Here is a 20,244-nt window from a genome sequence, read left to right on the forward strand (position 1 = left end):
ATATTGAAGAAATAGGAAATTAAAATAAATTAAAAAAATTTCTGCCTGTGCAGGAATAAGTAGTATGACAGAAGACCGAAACGACGATTTAACTAACAATCAAAATGAGCCTCAAGAAACCATTACCAGAGTTACTGGTATGTATAAAGATTGGTTTTTAGATTATGCCTCGTATGTTATATTAGAACGTGCTGTACCAGCAATTGAAGATGGGTTTAAGCCCGTGCAACGCCGTATTATGCATTCCATGAAAGATCTTGACGATGGTCGCTACAATAAAGTAGCAAACATTGTTGGTCATACCATGCAATATCACCCGCATGGAGATGCTAGTATTGCAGATGCCATGGTACAAATTGGTCAGAAAGATTTATTAATAGATACCCAAGGAAACTGGGGTAACATCTTAACAGGAGACCGCGCTGCAGCCTCTCGTTATATAGAAGCTAGAATCTCTAAGTTTGGCTTAGATGTGGTTTTTAATCCTAAAATAACCGAGTGGCAAGCCAGTTACGATGGGCGTCGTAAAGAGCCTGTAAATTTACCGGTTATGTTTCCTTTACTTTTAGCTCAAGGGGGCGAAGGTATTGCCGTAGGACTTTCAACAAAAATATTACCGCACAACTTTATAGAACTTATTGATGCTTCGGTTAAGCATTTACAAGGGAAGCGTTTTACTTTATTGCCAGATTTTCCAACGGCAGGAATAGCCGATTTTTCTAATTATAACGATGGTTTAAGAGGCGGTAAAGTACGCGTACGATCTAAAATTTCGCAATTAGATAAAAATACTTTGGTTATTACCGAGTTGCCTTTTGGAACCACAACAAGTTCGCTTATAGATTCTATTCTAAAAGCCAACGAAAAAGGAAAAATAAAAGTTAAAAAAATTGAAGATAATACAGCTGCCGAAGTTGAGATTTTAGTGCACTTGCCTTCTGGGTTATCGCCAGATAAAACCATTGATGCACTTTACGCATTTACAAGTTGCGAGTCGTCTATTTCACCATTAGGCTGTGTTATTGAAGATAATAAACCATTGTTTATTGGGGTTAGCGAAATGCTTCGTCGCTCTACAGATAATACGGTACAGCTTTTAAAACAAGAGCTGGAAATAAAGTTAGGTGAATTTGAAGAGCAATGGCACTTTGCATCTTTAGAGCGTATTTTTATTGAAAATAGAATTTATCGTGATATTGAGGAAGAAGAAACTTGGGATGGCGTTATTTCGGCTATCGATAAAGGACTGAAGCCACATATAAAACACCTAAAGCGGGCAATAACCACTGATGATATTACGCGTTTAACCGAAATACGAATTAAACGTATTTCTAAATTTGATATCGATAAGGCGCAACAAAAAATTGATGCTCTAGAAGAGCAAATAGCTGAGGTTAAGCATCATTTAGAGCATTTAATAGATTATGCTATTGCTTACTTTACGCGACTTAAAAAAGAGTATGGCGAAGGTCGTGAGCGTAAAACAGAAATAAGAATTTTTGATGATGTTGATGCCACCAAAGTTATTATAAGAAATACAAAACTATACGTAAATAGAGAAGAAGGATTTGTTGGTACGTCCTTAAGACGCGACGAATATGTTGGCGATTGTAGTGATATAGATGATATTATTGTATTTACCAAAGCCGGTAAAATGATGGTAACCAAAGTCGATTCAAAAACATTTATAGGTAAGGATATTATACATGTTGCCGTCTTTAAAAAGAAAGATAAACGTACCATTTATAACATGATTTATAAAGATGGATCTAAAGGACCGTCTTACATCAAACGTTTTGCTGTAACAAGCGTAACACGCGATAGGGAATACGATTTAACTAACGGAAATAAAGGCTCTGTTTGTTTATATTTTTCTGCAAACCCAAATGGCGAAGCCGAAGTTGTTTCTATTAATTTAAGGCAGGCAGGAAGCATTAAGAAGTTAAAATGGGATTTAGATTTTTCAGATATTCTTATAAAGGGGCGTGCATCAAAAGGAAATTTAGTTACTAAATATCCTATTAAACGTGTTGAGTTAAAAGAAAAAGGCGTTTCAACATTAAAACCAAGAAAAATTTGGTTTGATGATACTGTACAACGATTAAATGTTGATGGTAGAGGCGAGCTTATAGGCGAGTTTCGAGGGGAGGATAAATTATTAATTATAAACCAATCTGGAATAGTAAAAACGGTTACACCTGAAGTTACCATGCATTTTGATGACGATATGATTGTTATGGAAAAATGGGAGCCTAAAAAACCTATATCGGCAGTGTATTACAATGGCGAAAAGGAACTATATTATGTTAAGCGTTTTTTAATAGAACAAGAAGGAAAAGAGGAATCGTTTATATCGGAGCATCCAAACTCGCAACTAGAAATTGTATCGACAGATTGGAAACCTATGGCAGAAATTGTATTTGCCAAGGAGCGCGGAAAGGATCGTAAAGACAATCTTGAAATTAATCTTGAAGAATTTATTGATATTAAAGGACTTACAGCTCAAGGTAATCAATTAACCAAAGAAAAAGTAAATCAAATAAATCTTTTAGATCCGTTACCTTACGAGGCCAATGAAGCGGTTCATGCAGATGATTTAGAAGTTGTAGATGAACAAGACGTGTCTAAATCAAACGCAAATAATCAAGATCAAGACAGTACGGTAGATAAATCCAACTCTAATGAGGATGACGATAAGGATGGCGAAGGACAAACTACTTTGTTCTAAATAAAAGTGTTTAAACTTCGCTAAATTCCACTTATTACGTTCGTTTTAGCTGTTTTTGTATTTTTCTAATAGCCGATTCAATTGATTTTTCTGGTTCTATAATGTTGTATGAACCCCAAAATTCAGGATCTGAGAAACCTGAGGTTTTATCGCTTAAAATTGTGGTGGGGCGAATTAGTGTAGTTCGAGTCTTTGCTAGTTTGGTATTATGAATTTCCCAATCTGTTACAGCCATTTCGCTATTTAAAGTATACACACTGTTAAATAGTTTGCCTTTCCAATTTACCTTAAATGTTAAAGCTATATTACTGTAAGCATAATGCCATTTACCGTTTGTTGTTCTGTAATTTACTCGATATGTGGCTTGCGTTGGGTAAACATCAACCTTTTTTGGTTTTTTTCTAACAAACATATTACTAGACAACGCTCTGTTTGAAATATTTAGACTGTAAACCGCATTGGTTAACGCTAGGGTTTCTGCGTCGATATATAATTTACCATAGTATAATGGCGTGCTAATATTTTCGTTTTGCCTAAAATTTATAACAAAAATGTCTCTGCCATTTATAACTGTAGTATTATCAAAGCTAAAGGCATACATAGGTATATCATTGGATGTAAAAATGAATTCCGGATATTTAATAATATCGGTGTATAGGTTACTAAACGGACCACCTTGTAGTTTTAAGGCTAAAGTGTCTAGTTTGGAATAATCGGTGTTTTTTCTAGCTTTTATTAACTCAATATGGTCGTTCTTAATATTGTTGTAAGGTTGCTTATGAATTTTAACAACCGCTTCAGATAGGGATGCGTTTTTTCTGCGTTTTTTTATGGTTTCCCTGTAAAAGGCAGTCATAACAGTGTTTTTGTTATTGTATAGACTGCTTTTCTTTTTAAGGGTTTCTATGATTACATCTCGCGCATTTTTAGTCCTTGTGGTAATATTAATGGTGTTTAATGCGGTAAGGGCAGGAGTTAATTTAATTTTAGCATTAAGCTTAATTTCGCTAACCTTTAATTCTCTTTTTTCATAACCCAAATGAGAAATTGAGACGGTCTCTTTTAAAAGTGTAGTTGGTATTTTTAAAAGAAATTCACCGTCATTATTAGTAACCGTGCTTATGTAGGAGTTGGTTATAACAATGTCGGTGAAAGTTAATGGTGTGTTGCTATCGGCATCAACTATTTTTCCTTTTAATTCTTCAAAGGTATCCGAATTTTGAGCTATAATGTCTGTGCTGCTAAAGCATAATAGAACAGTTATATAGACAATCGTATAATATGTTCTGTTTTTCATGGCTATATTTTGTGTTTAATTCATCCATTAAAATACAAAATATATCTGTAATTATCTAAAAATCAATCGATTTGTTTTAGTTGTAGGTGCTTTCTATATTGTTGTCGGTTAATGTTTTCATAAATGCAATAATAGATGTTACTTCCTGTTCAGATAGGTCTAAATTATCAAAAGGCAAAGTTTGGTGTGCAAGATCAAATCCTAATCCGCCACCGCCGCCTTGGTTGTAAAACTCCATAACTTCTTCTAAAGTATTAAAAACGCCATTATGCATATAAGGTGCAGTAAGGGCTATGTTACGTATGGTTGGTGTTTTAAACATGCCTAAATGAATATCTTCTTTAAACCTCCAATAAAAGCCTAAATCGTTATCAAGCTTTTGGTTTTTATTAGTTTCTGGAACACCAATAACCTCGCGTTCTGTTTCAGTGAAAAAAGGAGGTACAGTACCATTTGTTAAAGGCATAAAGTGGCAAGTAGCACACAATGCTTTTCCCATAAATAAATTGTAACCTTGTTTTTCTTCTTCTGTATAGGTGTTTTTCTCTCCTCTAATGTTTTGGTCGAATTTAGAGTTTAAACCGTTTAAGGTGGATATGTATGATGATATAGCTTTAATAACCGTTTTATTGCTTTTAGGAATTGAGCCGTAGGCATCTTCAAATAACTTATTATATGTAGAGTCTTTAAGAATAGCATCTGAAAATTCATGAACATTGGTATTAAACTCTTTATTGTTTTTAAAAACCATTGAAATTTGATCCAATAAGCTATTAGCTCTACCGTCCCAAAAGAAACTTTTTTGAAATGCTGCATTTATTAAAGTAGGGGTGTTGCGTTGCAAGGGTTTACCTTGGTTATCTAGATTTAACGCCATACCATCGGCATAGCCTTTACTAGGTATGTGGCAAGTTACACAAGCCATATTACCATTTGCAGATAGTTTAGGATCTAAAAAAAGTTTTTTACCTAAAACAATTTGTTTTTCGGTTGGGTTTCGGTTGGTTGTTGGGGTAAAATAGTTAAGGTTAAATGTGTTATCCTCAAAAAAAGTAGGTGCATCAAAATTAAAAGGCATTGTAGTAATTGGTTCCCAAATGTTACTTGTTTTACGAATTTCAACCCAATTTCTAGTTATAGGATTCATAAAATTTCTGGTAAAGGTAAACCTATCAAAGGTGTTAAAATCGGTATTATTTTCAATGTAAGTTATTGCTTTAGTTATATGGTCTTGAAATTGAGCATCTAAATTAGCGTCTTTCGCTTTTATAATGGGTTGTATGGTGTATTTATAAACAGTATGTAATGCCTCTAATGAAATTTTACTCTCGTTTATTCCTAAATGGCTTACAGGAGTGTCGAAACCAGAAATACCTAAACTCACTATCCTAAATAATTGCTGGTGTGTGGCAATAAAAAAGCGTTGTGCATTTAATTCGCGTTTGGCAATTCCTTTTTTTAGCACATGTAGCATTCCTGTGGTAACATATACTTCTGCATTAAATTCATCGGCCGATGTTTCTTTATCATAAACACTTTCCTCTATTTTTTGAAAACCAACAGGATTAAGTATTTTGCCATTATCCTCTTTATATAGCGGAAGTGCAGGTCCGTTCGCTCTATGGCCAACTTCTGGGTTTAGGTAAGACGCGTAGGGTTCTGCTTTTTTAAAAGCGGCTCTTGCTAATGTAAAATAGTGTTTCGATTTTTGTCCGTGTATGCCTTCGGCTTTTAAGCTGTCAAGATATGCAATTGATGTATTGATTTGCTCTAGGTAATAATTTTGTGCTGCCGACCAATTAGGTAGCGGAACAGTTTCTTCTTTTGCTTTGTTGCAAGAATGAAGAATGGTTATTAGCGTTAGAATACTTAAAAGTTTAATGGTGGAAGTCATGTTTTGAATAAAATTATAAATACAAAGAATCTCCATTACTAAATGGAGATTCTTTTATTATTAAAAAAAATGTAATGTTATCTAGGTAAGCCTTGTAATAATACAATTTGGCCACCTTGGTTATGAGGTAAAGCAGAAGTGACAAACTCGTCGCTTTCCCAGTAGTGTGGTTGTAAGTTTAATAAAAACGTATCTGGCACACCTACTTTGTCTGAGATGTCTACTAAAGCACCAAATTCTCCTGAAAAACCAGAACTTCCTGAAGGGTCAAGATTGTTCTCAACTACCAATTCTAAAAGTACTTTTGCTCCGTTACCAGATAAATCTGTTTGATAAATTTGAGCACCATGACCTCTACTAAAAGAGTTAGGGTCTTCTTGAATATAAACAAAGTTTTCTGTTACACAGATGTTGTCTGGACTTTGTAGGGCATCAAGGTTTCCGTCCATGTTGTTCGTATCTGTATTTCCACTTACAATTTGAGTTAGTTTTCCTTCTAATGGGTTGTTAGCATCTAATTCCAATTTATAAACAGTGCCCCAATCGTTGTAAGTTCCTCTTCCTGGGCCTCTTCCTGTTACTGCAAAAAACACATTTAATGCATTGGCATCGCTACCTTTTTGGTAATCTACATCTTCAACACGCATAAACTGTGAGGCGTAAACAGCAGTACAAGCATCTTCCATTTCGTTTTTTGTCATGGCTGCACCATTAACGATTTCAACAAATTCAACGTCGTAAGTTTTTTGGAAATCAAGGCTACCTTCGTTATAAACTTTATCTGCGTCTACAGCAACTGCACCACCTGCACCATCAGAAACTTGCTTGAATCTTAAAACGTAAATTTTTCCGTTTTCTAAATCGGCATCACCATTTTCAGATACATACATAGTAACTTGACCTTCAGACCCGCTAGAATCGTCATCTCCACCAATAATAACTGTTTTACCAGCATAGGTGTTTTTTGGTAATGGCACAGCGTTTTCCCATGAAAACTCACCTAAAGCATCTAATCCAAAATCGGCAGTAGGAGTAGGTGTTTCAATCCAAGGGTCAATACCTTTAACATCATAAGCAATGCTTTCAGAAGCCGATAAAAAGATGTCTTTATCTCCACCATGTATCTCTTTTTCCCACATGGTACCAGAACATTGCCTTGCAAAATCTGCAACACCAGCATTTAATAACCAGTCTCCTTTAATTGGGTTTAAGTTTTCATCAAAACGGATACGAGAAACACTATAATCATCTTCAGCATTAACTACATATATATATTCATTTCCATCTTTAAGAAATCCAGCGCCATCTTGTGCACCTATTAATCTAAAACCGTTAGAAAGTACATCGGTAGAGCTAATTAAAGAAAATGCATTTACGGTGCTAAAATCTGAACCTATGGATACTAAAGGTGCTAAGGTAGATTTGTTTTCAAACATAGTAATTGCTGGTGTAAAATCTTCACCATCTACACCATCTTCCCCGTCGGCTCCATCTTGTCCGTCTATACCATCAATACCGTTTTTACCGTCTTCTGGTTCGCAACTTAAAAGTGTTGTACTTGTTGAAAAAACTACTAAAAATGCTAATAGTAGTCTTAAAAAATTCTTCATAACTTCGATTGTTTTATTTGGTTAATTATATGTAGCCAAAACTATTATTACAAGGTTGTAATGGTGTTAAGCTAGCCTTGTCCTTTTATTAATTTAGGGTTATAATAAAGTTATCTAGGTTAAAGTAGTATTAAGTAGAGTTGCTAATTTGTTGGAGTATGTTACCCTAATATTACCTTGTTTTAATTATGTAGAAACTCTTAACTTATTTTTTAGATTTCTAAAAATAGAATAGCCGTATATTTACATGATTTTAATGTAAAGCATGACACAAGATTATATAGCATTTAATAAAACAGGATACTTTTCGTCGTTAATATGCGATTATTTAGATGAAAAAGCAGAATTAGAATCTTTTTACAATCGTTTTCCTAAACTTGAAAATTTTAAAGCTCAAATACAAGATAAAGCGGCGTCTTTTCCAATGGAAAACAGAAAAACGCTCGTTTCTGTTTTAAAAAATCAATATAAAAGTTTAGATACTTCAGCTGAAACTAATAGCCATTTAGAGCTTTTAAAGGCCACTAGTACTTTTACTATAACAACAGGGCATCAACTTAATTTATTTACTGGGCCACTTTATTTTCTCTACAAGATTGTTTCCACTATAAATTTGGCTAAAACGCTTAAGGCGGCATATCCAAATCAAGATTTTGTTCCTATTTATTGGATGGCGACCGAAGATCATGACTTTGATGAAATTAATTATTTCAATTTTAAAGGGAAGAAATTTCAATGGAACAAAGCCGCTAGTGGTGCAGTTGGAGAACTTTCAACCGAAGGTTTAGATGCTATTTTTAATATATTTTCGAAAGATTTAGGGCAAACCACAAATGCACAATATATAAAAGCCTTATTTGAAAATGCTTATTTAAAGCATGATAATCTTGCTGATGCAACGCGATTTTTGGCAAATGAATTGTTTAAAGATTACGGGTTAGTAATAGTAGATGCTAATGATGCCGCATTAAAAAAGTTATTTATACCGTATGTTGAAACCGAATTGTTTAACCAAACGTCTTTTAATAAAGTTACGGAAACAAATAATAGGTTAGCAGCAATATCAGACGCTTATAAAATACAAGTAAACCCAAGAGAAATAAATTTATTTTATTTAGAAAAGGGTATAAGAGAGCGTATTGTTTTTGAAGATGATGTATACAAAGTACTAAACACCACAATTATGTTTAGTAAAAATGCCATACAAAACGAGCTTTTGGAGCATCCAGAAAAATTTTCGCCTAATGTTATAATGCGTCCTTTATACCAAGAAGTAATTTTACCAAACTTATGCTACATTGGTGGTGGCGGAGAATTAGCCTATTGGATGCAGTTAAAAGATTATTTTGATGCCGTTAAGGTGCCTTTCCCGATGTTGCTTTTAAGAAACTCGGTACTAATAAGAACAGAAAAGCAAGTAGAAAAGCTTGAGAAGTTAAATATTACGACCGAAAATTTATTTTTAAAACGCGCCTCTTTAATTAATAAAAAAGTAAGAGATATTTCGAATATCGATATCGATTTTTCACCTCAAAAAATACATTTAGAAGATCAGTTTAAGGCGCTATATGAATTAGCAGAACAAACCGATAAATCTTTTTTAGGCGCTGTAAAAGCACAAGAGTTGAAACAGTTAAAAGGTCTTGATAACCTAGAAAAGCGCTTGTTGAAAGCACAAAAAAGAAAACTGTCTGATGAGGTAGCACGCATGACAGCCATAAAAAACGAATTATTTCCTAACGAAAGTTTGCAAGAACGAAACGCCAATTTTTCGGAATTTTATTTAGAGTATGGCGACCAACTAATTCCTAATCTAATTGAAAACTTAGAGCCTTTAAAAGGCGAGTTTTTAATATTAAACTTTTAAAAGCATGCATAAAATAGATATTGAATTAGTAGAAATGACTATGGATGTCATGAAGTACACCATTGATAGGATTTCTTCTACTAATCCTAAAATAGGCAAGCCCAAAAAGGCAGAAGAGTTAAAGGCGTTGGTGGGCGAAACGATTACTAAAGAAGGTATTGGAGGAGAAGTTGCGTTTAAAAAGTGGCGAAAGCATTTAATGAAAGCTAATGTGCCGGTAGATCATCCGCGCAATCTAGCATTTGTGCCTGCAGCTCCAACACGTGCAGCTATTATGTTCGATTTGGTAACTTCGGCATCCAGCATTCATGGTGCGTATTGGATGGAGGGCGCTGGCGGTATTTTTTGCGAAAATGAAGCCATGAAATGGATTGTGTCTTTAACAGGCATGCCAGAAGGAGCTTTTGGAGTGTTTACAAGCGGCGGAACAGCAGCTAATTTATCGGCAATTGTTACTGCTCGCGAACATTGGCGAGAGCAAGACGCATTTAAAAGAGAAAAAGGTTTAATAATAACGTCAATAGGGGCGCATTCTTCTATAAAAGCTATGGCTAAGGTAGCCGATGTAGATATTCTTTTAGTAGATACTGAAGATGTTATGTATGGCTCAGATTTACAAAAAACAATAGAGGGTTTAACCGAGCAGCAACGCACGCGGTTATTTGCCGTAGTAGGAACAGGAGGCACAACTAATGCTGGTATTATTGACGATTTAGAAGGCATTGCCAAAATATGCGAAAACGAAAACATTTGGTTTCATGTTGATGCTGCTTATGGCGGTGGTGCTTTGGCTGCCGATTCTGTAAGGTATTTGTTTAATGGTATTGAGCGAGCCGATAGTATAACCATAGATCCGCATAAATGGATGTTTTCGCCTTACGATTGTGGTGCTATTATTTATAAGGATCCAGAATTAGCTAAAAACGCCCACTCGCAACAGGGGTCTTATCTAGATATTTTTAAAGATGAAGGCGCGCATGGGTTTAATCCAACCGATTATCAAATACAATTAACCCGTCGTGTTAGAGGATTACCTTTATGGTTTTCGCTAGCCACACATGGTACGGATAGGTATAAAGAAGCTGTAGAACGTGGTATAGAATTGGCACAAATAGCAGGCAGGTTAATTGAAGAAAACCCCAATGTAGAATTGGTAAGAGCGCCTAGTTTGTCTTGTGTGTTATATAGAAGGATAGGATGGAAGCCTGAAGATTATACACATTGGACCTACGAAAATCATAAATCTGGTTTTGCCTTAGTTACACCAACTAAGTGGAAAAATAGCGATACTTTTGAAACCGTTTCGCGTTTCTGTTTTATAAACCCGGATACTACAGAAGACGATATTAAAGCGATTTTAGATTCTATGGCGTAGCAATAAATATGTTATAATAAACTGTTGAAAAGTAGGGGTAAAAAAAAATTGAATAGGTATTTGTAATTATAAAATCATTACTATTTTTGCGCATGCAACATGACAAGGTATTAATATTAGACTTCGGATCGCAATACACACAGCTTATTGCGCGTCGAGTTAGAGAACTCAACATCTACTCCGAAATACATCCATTTAACAAAATTCCAACCAACATAGAAGATTACAAAGCTGTAATTCTTTCTGGTAGCCCAAACTCTGTACGCGGTGAAGATGCATTGCATCCGGACCTGTCGGAAATAAGAGGGAAAAAACCAATGCTTGCCGTATGTTATGGTGCGCAATATTTGGCGCATTTTTCGGGAGGTGAAGTAGCACCATCAAACACCAGAGAGTATGGGCGTGCAAACCTATCCTTTGTTCAAAAAGGAGAACCTTTTTTATCTAATATATCTGAAGGATCTCAGGTTTGGATGAGCCATAGCGATACTATTAAGGCTTTACCAAAAGGCGGTGTGTTATTGGCTAGTACTAGCGATGTGGAAAATGCGGCTTATAAAATTCAAGGTGAAACTACTTTTGCTATACAGTTTCACCCAGAAGTATATCACTCTACCGATGGGAAACAGTTACTTGAAAACTTTTTAGTAACTATTGCTGGTATTAATCAAGATTGGACACCAGATTCTTTTGTTGAAGAGACTGTAGCAGCTATTAAAGATAAAGTAGGAGGCGATAAAGTGGTTTTAGGACTTTCTGGAGGTGTAGATTCTACAGTAGCAGCGGTACTTTTAAATAAAGCTATTGGTAAAAACTTATATTGCATTTTTGTAAACAATGGTTTACTTCGTAAAAATGAGTTTGAAAGTGTTTTAAAACAATACGAAGGTATGGGCCTTAATGTAAAAGGTGTCGATGCTTCTAAACGATTTTTAGATGCCTTAGCCGGAATTGAAGATCCAGAGAAAAAACGTAAAGCCATTGGTAATGCTTTTATTGAAGTATTTGATGACGAGGCTCATAAATTAGAAGATGTTAAATGGTTGGCCCAAGGAACTATTTATCCAGATGTTATTGAAAGTGTTTCGGCAACTGGAGGACCATCGGCAACTATAAAGAGTCATCATAACGTAGGTGGTTTACCGGATTTTATGAAACTTAAAATTGTAGAACCTTTACGTGCTATCTTTAAAGATGAAGTAAGACGTGTTGGCGCTACTTTAGGTATTGATCCAGAATTATTGGGTCGTCATCCCTTTCCGGGTCCTGGTTTAGGAATTCGTATTTTAGGAGATATTACCGCCGAAAAAGTACGTATGCTTCAAGAAGTTGATGCTATTTTTATAAACGGCCTTAAAGAATGGGGCTTATACGATAAGGTTTGGCAAGCAGGAGCAATGTTATTACCAGTAAACAGTGTAGGTGTAATGGGCGATGAGCGTACTTACGAAAAATGTGTCGCTTTAAGAGCTGTTGAAAGTACGGATGGTATGACTGCCGATTGGGTAAACTTACCTTACGAGTTTTTGCAAAAAACATCCAACGATATAATAAATAAGGTTAAAGGCGTTAATAGAGTAGTTTACGATATTAGTAGTAAGCCACCAGCAACTATTGAATGGGAGTAATTTAGTACCCAGTTTACGCAAGCGTTAGAACTAAACCTGAAGACTGAGAACTGAAGACTGCCAACTGAAAACCGTTTTGCGTTAGGGATTGCAGCGGATAGCCCACAGCCCGACGAAGGAGGAGCGAGGACTTGTAGCCTTTCGACTGTGCTCAAGACAGGCTTTTAGCCCGCCCCTTTTGGGTAAGGCCCAAATAATTTTTGGCATGTTATGTGCTAGTGTTAAGAAAAATAGTTTTGCTTTAGTCCTAAAATGGGGTAAGCGCGTATATATTTTTATAGTCGGGGTTTTTATATTTATTAGCAGATTACAATAACATGAATAGATTTTTATTAGTACTTTTTTTGGTTTTAGCATTTGGTTTTACAACGGTACAGGCACAAAATTTTAGTACGCACCAGGTTAAAAACGGAGAAACGGTTGAAGGGATTGCAAAGCGATATTTTGTAACGCCTTCTGATATTTATAAGTTAAACCCAGATGCTAAAAAGGCATTAAAACCTAATACGGTTTTAATAATTCCTATATCAAAGGCTAATAGACCAAAAGTAACTGTAGATAAGCAGTTAGTTGGTTTTACAGAGCATAAAACAAAGCGAAAAGAAACGCTTTATAGTTTGGCTAAAAAGTATAAAATATCTGAAGATGATATTAAAAAGCATAACAAGTTCTTGTATGCAAACCCTTTAAAGAAAGGTGATAAACTTCAAATTCCACAGTTTAAAATAACAGAAACGGTTGAGGAAGTTGCTACAACAAAAACGTATACCGTAAAGCCAAAAGAAGGGAAATGGCGTATTGCTTATAAATTTGGAATTACTGTGGATGAATTGGAGGCTTTAAACCCAAATATGCCAGCGGTTTTAAATGAAGGAGCTACCATTAATGTGCCAAATCTTGAAGCTAAAGAACAAAAGCAATACGACGAGAAGTACAGTTATTATAAGGTATTACCTAAAGAGGGCTTTTATCGATTAAAGCTAAAATTAGGCTTGGAACAAGCTGAAATTGAAGCTTTAAACCCTGGGTTAAAAGAAACAGGTTTAAAATCTGGTATGATTTTAAAAATACCGTATACTACTAATACCAATGCTGTTACAGCAAACACTGATGCAGCGGTTACAACAATGCAAGAAGGAGAGGCTAGCGATTTAACTACTAGCGTATCTAATTACGATACTAAGCATATTGCTGTTATGTTACCTTTTAGAATGCATCGTGTTGATTTTGACTCGGTAAGCGATATGAAATCGAGTTTAAAAAGAGACCCTTACTTAGATGTGTCTTTAGATTTTCATTCGGGCGTTTTAATGGCTTTAGATTCTTTAAAAACCTTAGGCGTTAATTTAAAAGTAGATGTTTACGATACACGTTACGAGGTTAGCGAAGTGTCTAGAATATTAAGAGAAAATAATTTTGAAAATGTCGATGCCGTTATTGGGCCATTAACACCAGCTAGTTTTAATAAAGTGGCCTTGGAGTTAAAACCTTATAACGTTCCAGTAATTTCGCCTATTGGAACAAATTTAAAATTGCACGACAATGTGTTTCAATCTAGACCATCTAACGACTTGTTAAAAGATAAGGTGGTTAATTATGTAAAGTCTGACTCCAAAGCAAGTAATATTGTTATTATAACCGATAGCAAAAATATTAGCATTGCTAATAGTTTAAAACAGGAGTTTAATAAGGCTAAAATTGTATATTCTAGAAAGAATAAAGAGGGTAAAGATGAATTTTTTGTAACAAAAGCAGATATTGAGGGAGCGCTTAAACCTGGTAAAAATATGGTGTTTTTAGAAACACAAAACGAAGGTTATGCATCCAATGTAACCAGTGTGTTAGCGTCGTTAAATAATAAAGTTAATCCAGAACAAGTAGATGCTAAAGCAACAGAGATTATTTTGTTAACTACTAATATTAATTCGGCTTTTGAAGGCGATCAAATTAATAACTCGCATTTGTCTAATTTACAATTTCATTTTGCATCGGCATCAAAGGAATATAGCGAAAATGACAATAATTCGTTTGTTAAGGCATACGAGAAACAATATAATATAACGCCAAATAAAAGAGCCGTAAAAGGATTCGATTTAACTATGGATGTGGTGCTGCGTTTAGTTTCTTCTACCGATTTATATGCTTCGGTAATTAATGCACCATTAACGGAATATGTAGAAAACAAGTTTGCTTATAAAAAGAAGCTTTTTGGTGGGTATTATAACGATTCGGTTTATCTAGTAAAGTACGACGATTTAACTATTGTTGAGGTTAAATAATAATACTTAAGGCTATACGTTTTATTTTTGTGAGCAAAATTTTACTAATTTTTATATGTCTTTTTTGTGTTCAAGATAACGAGCCATTCGTGGTTTGGAGTGATGCAAACAAGCTCTCTTGGAACGATTTTAAGGGCGCGCCTAAAATGGACGAGGAGGCAGTTGCTAATACTGCTTCTGGAATAACATTTAGATATTCGGTTACTAAAACAAACAAGGATGAGGTGGTTGGTTTTACTACCGAGGTGTTTGCTCATTTTTATCCCGAAAAATCATGGTATAAAAAAGATCGTGCTACCACTCATATTTTAGGTCACGAGCAAACTCATTTTAATATAACAGAGTTATTTGCACGAAAGTTTAAATATAGAATTAGTAAGCTTAATATTTCCAATTCTATTAAACAGGAACTTAAAGCACTTTATAAAACGATTAATGCAGAACTAGCTGTGATGCAAAAAAAGTACGATAGCGAAACCGATTTTTCTAGAAATAAAGAAGCGCAAGCTACATGGAATGCATTTATGGTTACCGAACTAGAGAAGTATTCCAAATACGCAATAAATTAAACCCAATTATATTTAAATTAACAAACTAAACCTATGCTGCCAGATAAACAATTTTTAATAGACTTGGCGCATACCAAAATGCCGTTTGGTAAATATAAAGACCGTTACTTAATAGACTTACCAGAATATTATGTGGTGTGGTACCATAGTAAAGGGTTTCCAAAAGGGAAATTAGGGACTATGCTAGAACAGGTGTACGAACTAAAATTAAATGGATTGGAGGAGTTAATTTGGAATATTAGAAAGCAATACCCAAAACGGTAATTCTAATTATCTGCATTATAAACTTGACCGCGATGTGGTTTTAACGCATCTCGGATAGGTTTCATTTGGTCTTCATTTACAACCAAAAAAGCAATGCTATGAAGCTCACTTAAAGCCTCAACTCCGGTAAGGGGTATATTTAAATTTTCTAATTGAATATACTCTTTTAAATGAATTTCGTGGTGTTCTGCTATTTTACTGGCATCTGGTCCGCGAAAATCCCAAATTAGTTTTAGTTTACGCATGTGTATAAGTTGCTTTTTTTAGGTTCAAATATAAAGCTAATAGAAACAAATATAATCTCTTGTTTTAAAGTTTATTAGTTATACTAATTAGTTTTTTTAATCGTTAGCAAAACAACTTGTATTATAGCTTTATATTATTATTTTTGTAAGCGCTGAAAAATGTCAAGCCATATATTAGAAGTCTAGACCAATAGGCTGTAATACTATAATTAATCACAGCGTAATGCAACCCAATCGATGAATATTATAAAATTTAATCTAATGACATTAAGATATTTATTTGCTCTGTTTTTAACCTTAGCGGCATTAAACGCAAAGGGACAAAATTTAGAGGGTAAGGTGCTTTTTACTGTTGATGGCGAACCTGTTTATGCAGATGAGTTTTTAAGGGTATATAATAAGAATTTAGATTTAGTTCAAGACGAATCTCAAAAAGATGTTGATGCTTATTTAACACTTTTTACAAACTATAAGTTAAAGCTAAAAGAAGCAAAAAGGTTAGAGTTAGATAAAAAGCCATCTTACTTAAGAGAGTTATCTAGCTATAAAAAACAATTGGCTAAAAACTATATAACAGATGCCAAAGTTACGGATGCTTTGGTGGAAGAAGCTTACGATAGAACGTTAAATGAAGTAAATGCCAATCATATTTTAGTGAAGCTTAATGAAAATGCTTCGCCTCAAGATTCGCTGGTTGCTTTTAATAAAATAACAAAGTTAAGAGCGCGTGCCTTAAAAGAAGGATTTGAAAAAGTAAGGGCAGAAGTGCATAACGGACAAACCGTATATGGTGAGAAACTTGGTTATTTTGGTGGTTTTAAAATGGTATACAAGTTTGAAAATGCCGCATTTAACACCAATGTTGGCGATATCTCTCAACCTTTTAGAACTCGTTTTGGCTATCATATAGTTAATGTTTTAGATAAACGACAGTCTAGAGGAGAGCGCACTGTTGCTCATATTATGGTTGTAGAAAATAAAAATGATTCTATAGCAGAAAATCCAGAAGTTCGAATTCAAGATATCTATAAAAAACTAAATCAAGGTGAAGCCTTTGATGCTTTGGCAAAACAGTTTTCAGACGATAAGAATTCGGCATCAAAAGGCGGTATGCTTAAAGCTTTTTCAAGCGGACAATTACGAGCCAAGGAATTTGAAGATGTGGCTTTTGGTTTAAAAAATATAGGCGATGTCTCAAAACCTTTTAAAACAGATTTTGGTTGGCATATAGTAAAACTGCACGACATTACGCCAGTGCCAAGTCTTGAAAAAATTAAACCAGAATTAATAGAAAAGGTAAAACGCGATAGCAGATCTAAGCTTATTGATAAAGCACTTACCGATAAACTAAGAGCTAAGTATTCAATTAGCGACACGCCACCAAATTTAAACTATTTCATTTCTATTTTAAATGATGATTATTTTAAGAAAACATGGAAACTTCCATCAGATTTTGCAGGTAAACAACCTTTAGTTACTATTGGAGATAAAACATTTACATATAACGATTTTGGTGTGTATTTAACTAATACACAGCGTAACACTTCGGCTAAAATCGCTTTTAAAAAGTTAGTGTTAAATAAATACGAAGCTTTTTTAAATGAAAACTTAATCGATTATCAAGAAGCCCATTTGGAAGAAGATAATGAAGATTATGCTCATATTGTTGCCGAATATAGAGATGGGTTATTGTTATTCGATTTAATGGAAACAACCATTTGGAATGCCTCTAAAACCGATACTACGGGTATTAAAAATTATTACGATAGTCATAGGACTGATTATCTACAGCCTGAGCGAATAGATGCGGTTGTAGCTACATCACCAAAACAAAAAACATTAAAAAAAGTATCGAAACTGCTTCAAGATAATAGGCCTCTAGATCGCATTAAATCCTTGGTAAACAGTAATGATAATGTCGATGTTATTTTTACTTCAGATGTTATGGATGCTGGCCACCAAACACTTCCTGAAAAATTTAGTTTTAAAGTTGGCGTTTCTAAAATTTATAAGCATAACGATGCTTTTGTAGTGGTTAAGGTTAAAGAAATATATCCTAAAGCGCAAAAAACCTTTGAAGAAGCTAAAGGCGCTGTAACTAGCGATTATCAAAATTATAAAGAAGAAAATTGGTTAAAAGGCTTAAAGGCTAAGTATAAAATTAATGTTAATCAAGAGGTTTTACAAGCGGTAAAAACTAAACTTAAAAAATAAGCGTGCTTAAAAAAATATATATTCTATTAGTTTTAGTATCGGTTTGTTCATGCCAATATTTAAGAACGTCCGATGATGGCAGCCCAATAGCGCGTGTAAATGAAAACTATCTTTATTTGGAAGATATTCAAGATTTGGTTTCCAACGATACCTCTAAAGCAGATAGCACCTTATTAGTGCAAAACTTTATAAAGCGTTGGGCAACCCAACAATTACTTGTTGATGGTGCAAAGCTAAATTTAGGAGAAGATAAACAGGTTGCATTCGATAAACTTGTGCAACAATACAAAAACGATTTATACAGTAAGGCTTATATTCAAGCTTTAGTAGAGCGCGGTGTAGATAGAAACGTGTCGTTTGAAGAGGCCGAGGTGTACTACAATAATAACAAAGAGGTGTTTAAGTTAAACGAAGAACTTATTAAATTTCGTTACATTCACGTAAACGAAAATATCATAGATTTTGACAATATTAAAAAGAAACTAAAACGCTATAATAACGAGGATAAAAAGGCTCTAGATTCTATTTCCATACAGTTTAAATCTTACTCGCTTAACGACTCGATTTGGATTAAATTAAGTCAAGTTATTAAAAAAATTCCAGCTGTAAATTCTGAAAATAGAAATGAACTGTTAAAAAAATCTAATTTTGTACAACTCAAAGATTCATTAGGAGTATATTTGATGCAAATTAATGATGTTTTGGTTAGAAATGATACGGCACCATTGGAATATGTTAAGCCAACTATCGACCAAATAGTTATTAATAAGCGTAAGCTTGAGTTTATAAGGGAATTAGAAAAAGATATCACCAAAGATGCGATTAAAAACAAACAATTTGAAATATATAATTAACCTTAAATACGTGTTTTCTTTATGCGTAGCCTTAATAGTATCAAATGCTATACATGCACAAGAAATTATTGAAGATGAAGTAAAAGAGGTAGCCACTAAAAAAGTAGATTCTGTTGATACATCCAATGCTAGAAAAGTTGATGGTGTAGCAGCTGTGGTAGGAGATTTTATAGTTTTAGAATCTGATATTCAAAAAGAGAAAGATCAAATAAAAGCAAGTGGAGGATCTATTGATGGGATAGAAGATTGCGAACTATTTGGTTTAATGTTAGAGCGAAAACTTTACGCACATCATGCCATTCAAGATAGTATTCCTGTCTCTGATGCCGAAGTAAGAAAAAATGTAGATTACCAAATTCAACAGTTTTTGCAACAAACTAATGGCTCAATGGAGCGTCTTTTAGAATTTTATAAAAAAGACGACGAGAAAACCTTTAGAGATGAAATGTTTGAAATTAATAAATCAAACCTTCTAGCCCAAAGAATGCAAGCACGTATTGTTGAAGAAGTTGAAATTACACCAGAAGAAGTAAGAGATTTTTTCAATAAAATTCCAGAAGATCAAAGACCAACCTTTGGTACAGAGCTTAAAGTAGCGCAAATTGTTGCAGAGCCTAAAGTATCAGAAGAAGAGAAAGAACGTGTTATTAACCGCTTAAAACAATTTAAAGCAGATATTATTGAGCGTGGTGCAAGTTTCCGTTCTAAGGCGGTATTATATTCTCAAGATCCAGGGTCGGCTAGTAAAGGTGGAAAATATACTCTTAACAAAAAGCAACCAAGAATGGTAAAAGAGTTTAGACAAGTAGCTTTTGCTTTGCAAGAAGGAGAAGTGTCAGAGCCGTTTAAAACAGATTTTGGGTATCACATAATAACTTTAGAAAAAATTAGAGGGCAAGAGTACGATGTGGCTCACATTTTACTTACACCTAAAGTGTCTAGCGAAGCTATTAACGAAGCTAAGGAACGTTTAGAAAAAGTTAGAGAACGTATTGTAGCTGGTGATATTTCCTTTGCCGATGCAGCAAGAGAAATTAGCGACGAAAAAGAAACTAAAGGCGATGGAGGCCAATTAATTAACCCAACAACACAAGATTATAATTTTGAGTTAACTAGAATGGATCCAGAATTATATGCGCAAATTCAAAACTTAAAAGACAACGAAGTTAGTTTAGTTTTAAGAGAAGAAGATAGAACAGGAGGGCAGAAGTTTAAACTTTTAATGGTTACCGATAGAATTGATGAGCACACCGCAGATTATGCTCGCGATTATTTAAAAATTAAAGATTTAGCTCTAGAGGAAAAGAAAATTAGAACTATTGAAAAATGGCAAGAAGAAAAAATTCTTGATACTTATATTAAAATAAGTAATGAGCATAGGTCTTGTGAGTTTTCTGGTAACTGGTTAAAAAAATAAAAA

At 34.3% G+C, this 20,244-nt stretch carries 14 protein-coding genes; 10 read left to right on the plus strand and 4 right to left on the minus strand.

What is annotated here, in order from left to right; all coding sequences use genetic code 11:
• Positions 1 to 64: 64 nt before the first annotated feature.
• On the plus strand, positions 65 to 2,728 hold the full coding sequence (locus tag BMY96_RS10685; RefSeq protein ID WP_092851976.1) for a DNA gyrase/topoisomerase IV subunit A: 2,664 nt from the start codon (positions 65 to 67) through the stop codon (positions 2,726 to 2,728).
• Between the two features lie 34 nt (positions 2,729 to 2,762).
• On the opposite strand, the gene BMY96_RS10690 is transcribed toward BMY96_RS10685, so the two are convergent.
• The 3 genes from BMY96_RS10690 to BMY96_RS10700 all read right to left on the minus strand — a co-directional run bounded on the left by BMY96_RS10690 (position 2,763) and on the right by BMY96_RS10700 (position 7,529).
• The gene (locus BMY96_RS10690) at positions 2,763 to 4,025 is read right to left on the minus strand and encodes a carboxypeptidase-like regulatory domain-containing protein (protein ID WP_092851978.1); all 1,263 of its coding nucleotides are present in this window, start codon (positions 4,023 to 4,025) and stop codon (positions 2,763 to 2,765) included.
• A 76-nt stretch (positions 4,026 to 4,101) separates the two neighbouring features.
• Positions 4,102 to 5,919, minus strand: a complete 1,818-nt coding sequence (locus BMY96_RS10695) for a cytochrome-c peroxidase (protein ID WP_092851980.1) — start codon at positions 5,917 to 5,919, stop codon at positions 4,102 to 4,104.
• A 77-nt stretch (positions 5,920 to 5,996) separates the two neighbouring features.
• Complete coding sequence (locus BMY96_RS10700) at positions 5,997 to 7,529, minus strand: PhoX family protein (RefSeq protein WP_092851982.1); 1,533 nt, start codon at positions 7,527 to 7,529, stop codon at positions 5,997 to 5,999.
• A gap of 265 nt (positions 7,530 to 7,794) precedes the next feature.
• On the opposite strand from BMY96_RS10700, the gene bshC reads away from it, so the two are divergent.
• The 6 genes from bshC (at position 7,795) to BMY96_RS10730 (ending at position 15,511) form a co-directional block, all read left to right on the plus strand.
• Positions 7,795 to 9,396: a bacillithiol biosynthesis cysteine-adding enzyme BshC gene (gene bshC / locus BMY96_RS10705; protein WP_092851984.1), complete on the plus strand. Its 1,602-nt coding sequence runs from the start codon at positions 7,795 to 7,797 to the stop codon at positions 9,394 to 9,396.
• A gap of 4 nt (positions 9,397 to 9,400) precedes the next feature.
• Positions 9,401 to 10,771 carry a pyridoxal phosphate-dependent decarboxylase family protein gene (locus BMY96_RS10710; protein ID WP_092851986.1) on the plus strand — a complete coding sequence of 457 codons (1,371 nt, stop codon included), beginning with the start codon at positions 9,401 to 9,403 and terminating at the stop codon, positions 10,769 to 10,771.
• 92 nt (positions 10,772 to 10,863) lie between these two features.
• Positions 10,864 to 12,399 carry a glutamine-hydrolyzing GMP synthase gene (guaA, locus tag BMY96_RS10715; RefSeq protein ID WP_092851988.1) on the plus strand — a complete coding sequence of 512 codons (1,536 nt, stop codon included), beginning with the start codon at positions 10,864 to 10,866 and terminating at the stop codon, positions 12,397 to 12,399.
• Positions 12,400 to 12,716: 317 nt separating this feature from the next.
• Positions 12,717 to 14,678, plus strand: coding sequence for a LysM peptidoglycan-binding domain-containing protein (locus BMY96_RS10720; protein WP_092851990.1), 1,962 nt, complete (start codon positions 12,717 to 12,719; stop codon positions 14,676 to 14,678).
• Between the two features lie 29 nt (positions 14,679 to 14,707).
• Positions 14,708 to 15,247: a DUF922 domain-containing protein gene (locus BMY96_RS10725; RefSeq protein ID WP_245750602.1), complete on the plus strand. Its 540-nt coding sequence runs from the start codon at positions 14,708 to 14,710 to the stop codon at positions 15,245 to 15,247.
• 33 nt (positions 15,248 to 15,280) lie between these two features.
• Entirely contained in the window at positions 15,281 to 15,511 is a 231-nt protein-coding gene (locus tag BMY96_RS10730; RefSeq protein WP_092851994.1) for a DUF3820 family protein, read from the plus strand.
• 2 nt (positions 15,512 to 15,513) lie between these two features.
• On the opposite strand, the gene BMY96_RS10735 is transcribed toward BMY96_RS10730, so the two are convergent.
• Positions 15,514 to 15,756 (minus strand): hypothetical protein, encoded by a 243-nt coding sequence (locus BMY96_RS10735; protein WP_092851996.1) that lies wholly within the window; start codon positions 15,754 to 15,756, stop codon positions 15,514 to 15,516.
• Positions 15,757 to 16,017: 261 nt separating this feature from the next.
• Here BMY96_RS10735 and BMY96_RS10740 point away from each other — a divergent pair, with 261 nt between their 5' ends.
• From BMY96_RS10740 to BMY96_RS10750, 3 genes are read left to right on the plus strand one after another with little or no spacing between them, the layout of a single operon-like run.
• Positions 16,018 to 17,970, plus strand: coding sequence for a peptidylprolyl isomerase (locus tag BMY96_RS10740; RefSeq protein ID WP_092851998.1), 1,953 nt, complete (start codon positions 16,018 to 16,020; stop codon positions 17,968 to 17,970).
• Positions 17,971 to 17,972: 2 nt separating this feature from the next.
• On the plus strand, positions 17,973 to 18,824 hold the full coding sequence (locus tag BMY96_RS10745; protein ID WP_092852000.1) for a peptidylprolyl isomerase: 852 nt from the start codon (positions 17,973 to 17,975) through the stop codon (positions 18,822 to 18,824).
• Positions 18,787 to 20,241 (plus strand): peptidylprolyl isomerase, encoded by a 1,455-nt coding sequence (locus tag BMY96_RS10750; protein ID WP_092852002.1) that lies wholly within the window; start codon positions 18,787 to 18,789, stop codon positions 20,239 to 20,241. Before BMY96_RS10745 ends, BMY96_RS10750 begins: the two co-directional genes overlap by 38 nt.
• The last annotated feature ends 3 nt before the right edge of the window (positions 20,242 to 20,244 follow it).

Origin of the sequence: Algibacter pectinivorans (assembly GCF_900112595.1) — a bacterium.
GTDB lineage: Bacteria > Bacteroidota > Bacteroidia > Flavobacteriales > Flavobacteriaceae > Algibacter_B > Algibacter_B pectinivorans.